General features: G+C 42.3%; 6 protein-coding genes. 5 read left to right on the top strand and 1 reads right to left on the bottom strand.

The window, feature by feature from the left end:
- From Q0R88_RS10795 to Q0R88_RS10805, 3 genes are all read left to right on the top strand, one after another.
- On the top strand, window positions 1-636 hold the full coding sequence (locus Q0R88_RS10795) for a gluconate 2-dehydrogenase subunit 3 family protein (protein WP_295715928.1): 636 nt from the start codon (window positions 1-3) through the stop codon (window positions 634-636).
- A 415-nt stretch (window positions 637-1,051) separates the two neighbouring features.
- A complete protein-coding gene (locus tag Q0R88_RS10800) occupies window positions 1,052-2,743 on the top strand; it encodes a serine hydrolase domain-containing protein (RefSeq protein WP_295715930.1) in 1,692 nt (563 codons plus the stop codon).
- Between the two features lie 168 nt (window positions 2,744-2,911).
- Window positions 2,912-4,372, top strand: coding sequence for a serine hydrolase (locus tag Q0R88_RS10805; protein WP_295715932.1), 1,461 nt, complete (start codon window positions 2,912-2,914; stop codon window positions 4,370-4,372).
- A gap of 63 nt (window positions 4,373-4,435) precedes the next feature.
- On the opposite strand, the gene Q0R88_RS10810 is transcribed toward Q0R88_RS10805, so the two are convergent.
- Window positions 4,436-6,934 carry a M1 family metallopeptidase gene (locus Q0R88_RS10810; protein WP_295715934.1) on the bottom strand — a complete coding sequence of 833 codons (2,499 nt, stop codon included), beginning with the start codon at window positions 6,932-6,934 and terminating at the stop codon, window positions 4,436-4,438.
- A 321-nt stretch (window positions 6,935-7,255) separates the two neighbouring features.
- Here Q0R88_RS10810 and Q0R88_RS10815 point away from each other — a divergent pair, with 321 nt between their 5' ends.
- Window positions 7,256-10,018, top strand: a complete 2,763-nt coding sequence (locus Q0R88_RS10815; RefSeq protein WP_295715935.1) for an FtsX-like permease family protein — start codon at window positions 7,256-7,258, stop codon at window positions 10,016-10,018.
- Between the two features lie 110 nt (window positions 10,019-10,128).
- Window positions 10,129-12,558 carry an ABC transporter permease gene (locus tag Q0R88_RS10820; protein WP_295715938.1) on the top strand — a complete coding sequence of 810 codons (2,430 nt, stop codon included), beginning with the start codon at window positions 10,129-10,131 and terminating at the stop codon, window positions 12,556-12,558.
- Window positions 12,559-12,680 lie beyond the last annotated feature (122 nt).

Genomic DNA, 12,680 nt, shown 5'->3' on the forward strand with positions numbered 1-12,680 from the left:
ATGAACAGACGTGACTCCCTAAAAGCATTAGGCTTTACCACACTTTCAGCAGGATTATTACTGGAAGCTTGTAAACCAGGTGCCCCAAAAGTTGATGAAGCGGCCCCGGCAGCAGAAGCCGCGGCAGGCAGGCAGCCCTTTGAAGTTGAACGTGATAAAAAACTTAATGCTGATAAGTTTTTCACCGCGGCCGAAATGGCTACCATTACAGTTTTGGTCGATATTATAATTCCTAAAGACGAAAAATCGGGTAGTGCATCAGATGCCAAGGTGCCCGATTTTATTGAGTTTATTGTGAAGGATATGCCCGATCATCAAACCCCAATGCGTGGTGGCCTGCGCTGGTTGGATATGCAATGCCTTAACCGTTACGGTAAAGTTTTTACCGATAGCAGCAAAGCCCAGCAAATTGAATTGATAGATATGATAGCTTACCCCAATAAGGCCAAACCAGAAATGGCCCAGGGTGTGGCATTCTTTAACCGCATGCGCGATTTAACCGCATCGGGCTTTTTCACCAGCGAAATTGGTGTTAAAGACGTAGGTTACGCCGGTAACACCCCCAACAAATGGACTGGTGTGCCTGACGATGTGTTGAAGCATTACGGCATGCAGGATGTAAAAGCCGGAGTTTAAAATATCAACAAAAAAGAGGCCGTCTCATAAGTAATTATGAGGCGGTTTTTTGTTGGGTTAGTTTTTTACCAGTTTTTGGTCTTTCTTCCGTTACCCGGTAGACAATCGCTTTTAAAAAGGAGGCACCTACGGAGCCAAAAAACAAAATATTTTTTCGCTATAAACACGTAGCTCCGCTGGAGTTGGAAATGGTTGGTGTCTTATTTACTCCGTAGGAGTAGCGTGTTTATAGCAAATACCCCCCCCCCAAAAAAAAAGCCGGGCTCCGTAGGTGCCTCCTGTTTGTTTTTAATTTAAAAACGATTGCCCTGAGCTATCTGGTCAAGTAAAAAAGGTTGAGGTTTTTTTTGTTAAATTTATCCCAGTCCGCTTGCGGCGATTATCCCAACCAAAAACTAACCTAATTATCACGTAAATGCTTAAAACACTTGTATTTTGCCTTTTCCTTTGTTTGATCCTAACAGCGGATACTAAATTACGGGCCCAGGCATTACCTGAGTCTATTGTCAAAAAAATCAATTCTCTTTTTAGAAGCTGGGACAATGCTCAAAACCCCGGTTGTGTGGTAGGCATTGTCAGGAACGACTCCCTTATTTTTTCCAAAGGATATGGAATGGCAAATCTGGAATATGCTATACCCAACTCACCAGAAACTGTATTTCACCTGGCATCAGTATCTAAACAATTCACAGCCTATGCTATTGTTTTGCTGGCGCAACAAGGTAAGCTTAACCTCGACGACGATATTCGTAAATATCTGCCGTGGTTTCCAAATCTCAAACAAAAGATAACCATCCGTAATCTGCTAAACCATACAAGCGGAATAAGAGACCAATGGCAACTGCTTGGCATTTCGGGAACCCGGATTGATGATGTGATCACCCAGGAACATATCATCAAAATTTTAAGCAAGCAGCAGGCACTCAATTTTAATCCCGGCGACAAACTCATTTACTCCAACAGCGGATATACCTTACTGGCAGAAATTGTGAAGTCGATATCCGGCCAGTCGTTAAGGAAATTTACAGACTCGGCGATATTTAAACCTTTGGGAATGACCAGCACTCATTTTCATGATGATTATACCGAGATAGAAAAGAACAGGGCGTACTCTTACGACAGAAAAGACAATACCCGTTTTAGTAATAGTATTTTAAGCTATTCTACCGTAGGGCCCACCAGTCTTTTTTCTAATATTAATGACCTGGCTAAATGGGTTATGAATTTTTACGATACCAAGGCCGGAAATCAACAATCCATATTACAGCTTACCCAAAAGGCAAAACTAAATGATGGAACTGAACTGGATTATGCGGCAGGAATTATTGCTGCAAATTATAAGGGATGGAAACAATACAAACATGATGGGGCAGATGCCGCTTACCGCACCTATATTACTGTTTTCCCGGAGCTGAAAACAGGGATTATTGTTTTAAGTAATTTGAGTGAAATATATGCCCAGGAAAAAGCCGGCCAAATTGCCGATCTTTTGATTGCTGAAAAAACAGCCCTACCAAAAGCGGAGGAAAAGAAAAGGGATGTCAAAATACCTGTTGCCGAGCTGCCCTTTATGGCAAAACAACAAGGGGATTATTTCAGTAACGAAGTGAATATGACTATGAGTTTGACGCTTAAAAATGATAGTTTGTATCAGCACATGGGAACGAATACCAATGATTACCTGCTGACAAGGGAATCGAAAAATACTTATTCTATTTTTTATGTTCCCAGTATTAAATTCAATTTCAATCAACAATCGGATAACGATTTAACCATGAATACGCCGGGTGATGCATACCATTTTACCAGATTACCAACTAAGATGCAAGCCGACGATAAAAGCTTGTTGGAATACACCGGCATTTATTATAGCCCCGAATTAGATTGTACTTATAAAATAACATTAAAAGACCACCAGCTTTATTTAATCAACAGCAAGTATAACGACACGAAGTTGACGCTATTTGGACCTGACCATTTACTTAATGATACCTGGTATATGAAGCACCTTTTAGTCACCCGGAATAAAGCAAAGAAAATTACAGGTTTTGAAGTGGATAGCTGGCGGGTAATGCATTTAAAGTTTGTTAAAACTAAAGCACTATGATCACTGCACAGCCGAATTTTTTGTTTACACCGTTCAATATCGCACAGCGCTGTTCACATGCGAACATATTTATAATGGGATGCTTTGTAATGTATTGATTGTTAATTTGTTAAATACTGGCTTTGTATTTGAGGCGGGATAATTATACACCTATATTTAATCACTCATATGAAAACTTTACGTTTATTTTTTGTGTTAATGACATTGGCTTTCAACCAATCATGTGTTTATGGGCAGGATGATACCAATGATAAAATTAAGCAGGTTGAATCCAATTTAATCAGCACCATACAATTCAAAGATGAAACACCCAAAACTTTGGAGGAACGTATGGCTTATTACAAAGTACATGGATTAAGCCTGGCCGTGATTCAAAACTATCACATACTTTGGGCAAAGGGCTATGGAACAGCAGACGAGAGTTTAAAAATACCCGTCACCCCGCAAACACTCTTTCAGGCTGCTTCCATCAGTAAATCTATCAATGCCGTAGGCGTTCTGAAGCTGGTGCAGGAAAAGAAAATAGACTTATATGCAGATATTAATACCTATTTAAAAAGCTGGAAATTTCCTTACGATAGCCTTGCTAAGGGCAAAAAAATAAGCATGGCAAACCTGTTGAGCCATACCGGCGGCTTAACCGTTCATGGTTTTCCTGGTTATGAACAAGGCAAGCCATTGCCATCAGTGGTTCAAATATTAAACGGCCAAAAGCCGGCAAACTCCGACCCAATTCGGTCCATGTACGAGCCTGGTTTAAGGTCGGAATATTCGGGGGGAGGTATTACCATTTCTCAAATGGTAGTGATGGATGTTACCCACCAGCCGTATGCAGATTATATGAAAAAAAATGTGCTGCAGCCTTTGGGCATGACCTCCAGTACTTATGCACAACCACCGGTTGGTGTAACGCCCTCTTTGTTATCTGCCGGTTATGATTCCAATGGAAAGACTATTCCCGGTAAATACCATATTTATCCCGAGCAGGCCGCTGCCGGTTTGTGGACAAATCCAACAGATTTGGCCAAGTATATTATTGAAACACAACTGGCTTATGAGGGTAAATCGGCTAAGGTATTGGATCAGCAAACTACAAAGCTCAGGTTAACGCCCTTCCAAAATGCCGACGCGGCCCTGGGCGTATTTATTACAACCACTAATGTGGATAGTACAAAATACTTTCAGCATGGGGGAGCAAATGAAGGCTTCAGGTGCCAGTATTACGGAAGCCTTAAGGATGGTAATGGTATCGTTGTAATGGTTAACTCGGATAATGGTGAAATTTTGCAGGAGGTGGTTAATAGCGTTGCCAAAGTTTACAACTTTAAAGGCTTGCTTTTAAATACCGTAAAAACATTGGTTAAAGTTAGTGACTCGGATCTGGAGAGTTATACAGGCCAATACGCGCTTAAGCCCGATTTTATAATAACCCTAAGCAGGGATGGAAACCAACTGTATGCGCAAGCTACAGGTCAGCCTAAATTTCCTATCTACCCCGAAGCGCAGAATAAATTCTTCCCTAAAAATTTCCTTGCCGATTTAGAAGTAATTAAAGATGCCACAGGGAAAGTAACTTCGGTTATCCTCTATCAAAACGGGCATAAAAACGAGGCGAAGAAAATTAAATAAGGAGATGTTATTAAAGCCATATGAAGTTTTCAAAACTTCATATGGCTTGTTTTATTCATCAATCTACTTAGCGTCTGTTATCAGTTTTATCGCCTCTTCAGCAGCTTTTATTGTTGCATCATCATGCAGCTTTTCGCTGTGGGCTTTAATATCAGTAATCAGTTTAATAGCGATATCGCCGGCGCCAAAGGCTTTGTATTTTATGCCAAGGTCCTTAAGGTCATTGATCCCTTGCTGGGCGTATGCCGGTTTTTCAACGCGGGCAGCCAACGCTCCAAATTTTCTTACCGTATTAAATTTACCCTGGGGGGTAGCATCCTCAAATTGTTTGGCTACAAATGGCCATTGGGCGTCGTTGCCATTGGTGCTGTAAACATCCAATATGGCAACGGTAAGGTTGCCTTTGTTATCCTTTTCAAAACCATTGGCCAATGTCATAGCCTGTGCAGGATCTAACAAGGCAATAGCATTTAAGGCAGCGCCCTGTACCGCGTATGATTGGCTGCTTAATGCCTGTTTAAATATATTCATATTACCTGATGCCTTTAAACTACCCAAAGCGGTAATGGCTGCAGCACGTACCAGTGTATTATCATCTGTTTGCGCCAATGAAGCCAGGATAGGCTGGGCAGCATTGCGGATAGCATCATTATCAAGCTTTAACGTTCTGATGGCTTTATTGCGCAAACCGTAGTGTTTATCCTTTAATGCGGCAATCAATATCCGTTGTCCATCTTTTTCTGTTTGCTTATCAGCGGCAGCGTTAATGGCTTCCAGCCTGTCTAAATAAAGCGGCGCGTTAAAGTATTGGAACGCAAATTCTTCCAGGGTTTTATGGTCGGTTTTTTTGGTGAGTAATATTTTATCGCCATCAACATTCACAAGATCTGGTTTTGAGGCCAGTTTAAAAGTAAGGGTATCATTCTGGTCGTTCATCCATACTTTGTGGCGTGTTTTTTTGCCACCCGCGTAGATGTCAATAGCCATTGGCAGTTTAAAGATCTGTCCGTCCTGGCTTTGCTGCAGGTAAACGGTTTGGGTTTTAGTGGCATCATCCCATTTATAGCTGATATCCAATATAGGGTGACCGGCACCATAATACCATTGATTAAAGAACCAGTTAAGGTCAAGTCCGCTGGCTTGTTCAAGGGCTAATCGTAATTGCTGGGCTTCGCCATTTTTGAAGGCGTTGGTAGTAAGGTAAATATTCAATCCTTTATAAAAGGCTTCATTACCTAAATAGTTGCGCAGCATGTTCAGGATCCTACCACCTTTTTGATAGGTCACTACATCAAAAACATCCTCCTTATCGGCATAATGAAAACGAACCAGGTTCTTGTTGCGGGCATCAGGCGATCTTAAATAGTTTTGCATATCAGCATAGTTATGCTCATCGGCCACATCTTTGCCATATTTATGCTCGGCCCAAATGGTTTCGCTAAAGTTGGCGAAAGACTCATTGACGGTAAGGTTGCTCCAGCTTTCGGCAGTTACATAATCGCCAAACCATTGGTGGAAAAGTTCATGAACAATGGTGCTGCGGCCATCATTGTAATAGGCATCCAAAAGCTCGCGCGGAGTGGCCTGTACATAAGCGCCATGCAAGGTAGCTGAAGTGTTTTCCATAGCTCCGCTTACATAATCGCGCACTACAATTTGCGAATACTTGTTCCAAGGATAATCAACCCCTAAGGTTTTGGAGTAAAACTCAATAGCCTCGGGTGTCATCCCAAAAATTTCTTTGGCGTATGGGGCGTATTTTGGTTCCAGGTAATAGCTCACTTCTTTATTGCGCCATTTATCCTTATAGATCTTAAAATCACCAACAGCCATCATGAACAGGTATGGCGAGTGTGGCAACTCCATTTTCCAGGTATCGGTACGGGTGCCATCGGCATTCTTCTGTTGCGATGCCAGCCTGCCGTTTGATAGCGTAACGTATTTGGCAGGTACGGTCATGCTGATCTCTTCGGTAGTTTTTTGGCTTGGCTTATCAATGGTAGGGAACCAGGCAGATGAGCTTTCAGTTTCGCCCTGCGTCCATATCTGGGTTGGTTTATCCTTTTCGGTACCATCGGGATTAATAAAATACAGACCCTTGGCATCATTTATGGCAGCGCTGCCTTTTTCTTTCAGCTCGTTTGGCTTGGCGGTATAATCAATATAAATGGTATAGCTTTCGTTGTTATGATAAACCTTATCCAGTTTAATGGCAACGCTCAGGCTATCCTCATAAGTAAACTTAAGCGGGATGTTTTTGCCGTTTTTTACAACCGAAATGTTTTTAAGGTCCATACCCTTGGCATCAAGCCTAAGGCTATCGGTAGGGTAAAAATGAGGTTTTAAAGTAACCCATTCTTTGCCATACATATAGCGTTTTTTGTAATCGAAACGCACATCAAGTTTGGTGTGAATCAAATCGTTAACCTTTTTGGGTGTTTCGCGATAAATTTTCAGTGCCGGGTTTTCGGCCGGGGGCGCTTGCTGCGCCTGGGATGAGGTGAAAACTGCTGTGAGCATGCATGATAGCAGCAGTGTGGAAATGGGTTTCAGATCAGTCATATTTTTTTGTAATGATGCAAGGTAACAATGGATGGATAAAACAATTATACATCCGCATGGCCAAAAAGTTTTCGGCCATAAAATACCTAAGACGCTGCAAAATATTTTATGTTACCAACGATAGCAATTTTTTGCCCGCTCTATCTGGTCCGGAAAAAACTATACACCATGTAAAAGCGTACACCACCTGTTCGTATTCGTACAGTAGAGGCTGTTAAATCTATTTAATATATTGATAATAAGCTATTTAAATAAATGGCACATATTTTATTCTATGTGTTTGGTAGAATATGCGCATTTACCTAAAGCAATTTACAAAGTATGAACATAGAAGATCATGTTTGGAGCCTTGCAGCAAAAAAAATGGCTAATGAAGCGTCGGAAGATGAGCTGCAGGAGTTAGATATGCTGCTGGTGAAAAATCCACACCTGAAAACTGCAGTAATGTTAATGTATGACTGGTGGGAGGATGAGCCGCAAGCTGCCAAAACCAATAATTATTTGCTTTTTGAGCGAATAATGAAAAAGATAAAACCGGTTGAAGAGGGTTCAAAACTAAATTCAATTAAGCCTGTGCCTCCACGACCCGAATATATAGAAACAAAGAAGCCGATAAATAAAATTCACTTTTTAATTAACACGGGGATGATTAAAAATTATGTAAAGATCGCTTTTAGGCAATTGCGCAAACAAAAAATGTACACGGCCATAAAAATTGGTGGCTTTGCATTTAGCATTGCTGCCTGTTTACTCATTGCTTTGTATATCCGTAACGAAGTTAGCTTTGACAAAAGCTACCCTGATGCCAACCGAATTTACCGTATTGTGGGAGAATACCAGGATGTTGGCATTCACGAAAAAGGTGTGGATTGGCCCGCAGTGATGGGCAGAACGGTAAAATCTGATTTTCCTGAAGTGGAGAAGTTTGGCAGGCTGATGCCTAATTCGCTGTTTTGGGGCGCCGGCAGTAATGAGCTTAAACGTGCCGATGGGGTGGAGAATACCCATGAAGAAGGTTTTGCTTATGCAGATCAATCACTTCTGGATATATTAAAACTACCTATGGCTTATGGTGATAGGGCTCATGCGCTTACCGAGCCTTTAACCATGGTGATATCAAAAAGCAAAGCCAGTAAATACTTCCCCGGCCAAAACCCTGTTGGCAAGGTAATGTACCTTAACAATAATAAAAGCAGGCCATATAAAATTGGCGGTGTGATGGAGGATCTTCCCGAAACATCGCATTTACGCTATGATTTTTTACTGACACTTACAGGCATTGAGTATTGGAATGGCGAACAGACAACCTGGGGAGCAAGCAACTATAGCGTTTACCTGCTGATGAAACCGGGAGTTAATATCCCGGCTTTTAACAAAAAACTCACCGATGGCATAATTAAAAATTATTATATCCCCGATATGCTAAAGAACGGGGATAAAAACGCGCTTAGGATTGCCGGGCATATGAAAATGTTCATGCAGAATGTAAAAGATATCAACCTTAAATCATATGATATCCACGATGGCATGTCGCATGGGGATATTCGTTTTGTGTGGCTGTTTGGCGCTGTTGCTGGTTTTATATTACTTATTGCTTGTATCAATTTCATCAACCTTTCTACCGCTAAATCTGCCAACCGGGCAAAAGAGGTAGGCTTACGCAAAGTGGTAGGCTCGCAGCGCAGCGGGCTCATCAGCCAGTTTTTAACAGAATCATTATTGTATAGTTTTTTCTCGTTTGTGCTGGGCTTAATATTGGCTGCAATACTACTGCCTTATTTTAATGTGCTGGCGTCAAAAACACTCAGCATACCATGGCAACAATGGTGGTTGCTGCCCACCGTATTGGTTTCGGCAACGGTAATCGGGGTGGTTGCGGGCATCTACCCGGCATTTTACCTGTCGGGCTTTAAACCTGTAGAAGTGCTTAAAGGCAGGTTAAGTGTGGGCAGTAAAAGTTCGGTGCTTAGAAACGGGTTAGTGGTTTTTCAATTTACAACATCCATTATTCTCATCATTAGCACAGTTGTTATTTATAATCAAATGCAGTTTATCCTCAATAAAAAGGTTGGATTTGAGAAAGACCAGGTATTGATGATCCAGGGTACAAACACGCTGGAGAATGAGGTTAAGAATTTTAAAAACGAATTGCTAAAACTCTCATCTGTAAAAAGTGTATCCATCAGCGATTTTCTGCCTGTATCGGGCACCAAGCGTAATGGCAACGAGTTTCACAACGAAGGTAAAGAAAAAATAGAGGCCGGCGTCGGCGGGCAGTTCTGGGATGTAGATGCGGATTATATCAAAACCTTCGGCATGAAGATAGTTGCCGGCCGTAATTTCAATCCAACCATGAAAACCGATTCGGACGCGTATATCATCAATCAAACGATGGCTAAAAAGCTCAACCTCAAAAATCCGGTAGGAAAACGGATCTCCAACTACGGGCGGCCAAAGCTGATCATCGGTGTGGTACAGGATTTTAATTTCGAATCGTTGAGAGACAGGTTAGATCCTTTGGTAATGCACCTGGGTAACAGTAACTCTATTGTATCTGTAAAAATAAAAACCGGCGATGTGAAAAGCACACTGGCGCAGATCACCTCAACCTGGAAAAACTTTTCGCCCAACCAGCCTATTCGTTACACGTTTATGGATGAGCGCTTTGCCAATATGTATGCCGATGTGCAGCGCATGGGCCGCATATTTACCAGCTTTGCCGTACTCGCCATTATTATAGCCTGCCTTGGCCTGTTTGCTTTAGCAGCCTTTATGGCCGAGCAGCGCAGCAAGGAGATAGGCATCCGTAAGGTGCTGGGCGCAAGCATTGGTAATATAACAACGCTGCTGTCAATGAATTTTATAAAGCTGGTATTCCTGGCCATTATTATAGCATCGCCAATAGCCTGGTGGGCTATGAACAAGTGGCTGCAGGATTTTAATCCCAGCAACCGCATCAGCATAAGCTGGTGGATGTTTGCCCTTGCGGGGATAACGGCTATACTGATAGCGGTATTTACAGTAAGCTATCAAAGCATAAAAGCCGCGCTAATGAACCCCGTAAATAGTTTAAAAGCGGAGTAAAAGCTTAAAGCCGAAGGCATAAAGCTGAAAGCAAAAAAATTGAACAGTTAAATTAACGACGAAAAAGCTTTAGGCTTTATGCCTTTAGCTTTAAGCTAACCAACATAACAATGATTAAGAGTTATTTAAAAACAGCATGGCGGTTTTTGTTGAAAAACAAAACATTTAGCTTCATCAATATTATTGGCCTGGCTACGGGCACGTTGTGTTGCCTTTATATTTTGTTGTACGTACAGGATCAGTATAACTATGATAAGCAGCATAAAAATGTAAAAGATATATACCGTATTACTACCGATTTGGAGTTGACCGGCGATAAGCACCATGGCGCGGCAAGCTCGCCGCCTATTACTCCGGCCATGAAAAGTGATTTTGCCGAAGTGGTACAATATACACGCGTGGTAACTACCGAAGGTTTCGGGGCGAAACAACACCTGCTGCGCTACAAGGAGAAGTCATTTTACCAACAGGACGCAGCGTACGTCGACTCCACTTTTTTTGATATGTTTAACTATCATTTTGTAGGTGGCAACGCCTCAAGGGTATTGGCCGAACCTTACACCATTGTGCTTTTAAAACCCGTTGCCGATAAGCTTTTTGGGAAAGAAGAGCCGGTAGGTAAAATGATATCCATCGATAACTCATTTGGTAAACATGATTTTAAGGTAACCGGCGTGATTGATGAAAGCGCAGGCAAAACGCATATTCATGCCAATATGTTTATGGCGATGAACAGCGGCGGTCTGGGCCAATATGTGCGCCAAAACAATACCTGGGGCGGCAATAACTTTTTGTATGCCTACATTAAGCTGCGCCCGGATGCCAACCCAGCGACATTTGAAAAAAAGCTGCCCGAGTTTTTAAATAAATACGGCGCCGCCCAAATGAGGGAAATAGGCATGAAGAAATCGCTGCACCTGCAGCCGGTTTCCACTATACACACCACGCCGGGTTTTGAACATGAGCTTACCAAAACGCTCGATCCCTCGTTTCTTTATATCCTGATATTGATTGCTGTAATGATCCAGGTTATCGCCTGTATCAATTTCATGAACCTGTCAACCGCCCGCGCATCCAAACGGGCTAAGGAAGTTGGCGTGCGTAAAGTAATAGGCGCCGGACAGGGCGATTTAATTAAACAGTTTTTAGGCGAATCGTTTTTGCTGGCGTTAATTGGTGTAGCTATAGCGTTGCCATTGTTAATGGTGTTGCTGCCCTATTTAAACCAGATCACCAATACCGAGATCCGGCTATCGCTTTTTACCAATTACAAACTCTGGATCATGCTGATCAGCCTTGTGTTGGTTACCGGGTTGGTGGCGGGCAGCTATCCTGCATTCTACTTATCGGCATTCAAGGCCATAAAAGTGATTAAGGGGAATTTTACCAGCCATATTTCAGCAGCAGGGATCCGCAAATCATTGGTGGTTTTCCAGTTTGTGTTATCAATAGTGCTGGTTACCGGTATCATTGTTATCTACAGTCAGCTTAGTTTTATTAAAAATAAAGATTTAGGCTTTGATGTAAAGCAAAAGCTCATCTTCAACTTTTATACGGGCGGCACGCAAGCCAAAATGAAAAATTTCGCAAATGATTTAAAGTCGTTGGCCGAGGTTAAGATTGTAAGCAATGCCGATAATTATTTAAGCCAGTTTGTACCGCATGACCATGGTGTTTACCCGGCCGGTGGTAACATGACCACTGCTATTGATGCCCAAAATATAAATACCGACGAATTTTTTGCAAAGGCCAATGGCATCAAAATCATCAGCGGCCGCGATTTTCGGGATCATGATTCAACCCGGGTGCTCATCAACGAAACGCTGGCCAAAAGGCTGGGCTTAAACCCGCAAACCGCGCCAGGTAAAAGGTTGTACACCAAATACGAGCCAAACCCCGAAACTTTCGTTGAAGTGGCAGGCGTAATGAAGGATTTTAATTACAACTCGCTGCATAGCGAAGTAAAACCATTTATGCTGGTGTATGATAAAAGCATCAACGATTTTAATACGATGGTTGTAGCTACCGATAGCAAAAATTATAAAGCATTATTAACCAAAATAGAAGGCCTTTGGCGTAAAGATATTGCAGATGCCCCTTTTGAATATTCGTTTTTAGATACCGAAGTACAAAAACAGTACGAAAACGAGGTCATGCTATCGCGCATCATCAACACCTTTACGCTGGCAGCAATTGTGATTTCATGTTTGGGCTTGTTTGGTTTAGCCGCATTTAGCGCCGAACAGCGGAGTAAAGAAATAGGCATCCGTAAAGTATTGGGCGCCAGCGTAACCGGCATTGTGCAACTATTATCAACCGACTTTTTAAAACTGGTTATCATAGCTTTCGTTTTAGCCACACCTTTAGCCTGGTGGGGCATGAACAAGTGGCTGCAGGCATTTGAATACCGCGTGCCCATCAGCTGGTGGATGTTTGCCCTTGCGGGTATCCTGGCAGCTATTGTTGCCTTGTTTACCGTAAGTTTCCAGGCTATAAAAGCCGCGCTGATGAATCCGGTGAAGAGTTTGAAAACGGAGTGAAGGAAAGAGAGTTAAGAATCAAGAATCAAGACAGAAGCAGCATGGCGGTGAAGACTCACCCGACGAGGCTGCGCCCGTCACCCTCTCTTCTGCTGCGCAGGAAAGAGGGGTTTTGAATCAGG

It is taken from the genome of Mucilaginibacter sp. (genome assembly GCF_025362475.1).
Lineage (GTDB): Bacteria > Bacteroidota > Bacteroidia > Sphingobacteriales > Sphingobacteriaceae > Mucilaginibacter.

Coding starts and splice junctions, on each gene's coding strand:
- Q0R88_RS10805 (WP_295715932.1), top strand. CDS start 2,912: ATGAAAACTTTACGTTTATTTTTTGTGTTAATGACATTGGCTTTCAAC.
- Q0R88_RS10815 (WP_295715935.1), top strand. CDS start 7,256: ATGAACATAGAAGATCATGTTTGGAGCCTTGCAGCAAAAAAAATGGCT.
- Q0R88_RS10810 (WP_295715934.1), bottom strand. CDS start 6,934: ATGACTGATCTGAAACCCATTTCCACACTGCTGCTATCATGCATGCTC.
- Q0R88_RS10795 (WP_295715928.1), top strand. CDS start 1: ATGAACAGACGTGACTCCCTAAAAGCATTAGGCTTTACCACACTTTCA.
- Q0R88_RS10800 (WP_295715930.1), top strand. CDS start 1,052: ATGCTTAAAACACTTGTATTTTGCCTTTTCCTTTGTTTGATCCTAACA.
- Q0R88_RS10820 (WP_295715938.1), top strand. CDS start 10,129: ATGATTAAGAGTTATTTAAAAACAGCATGGCGGTTTTTGTTGAAAAAC.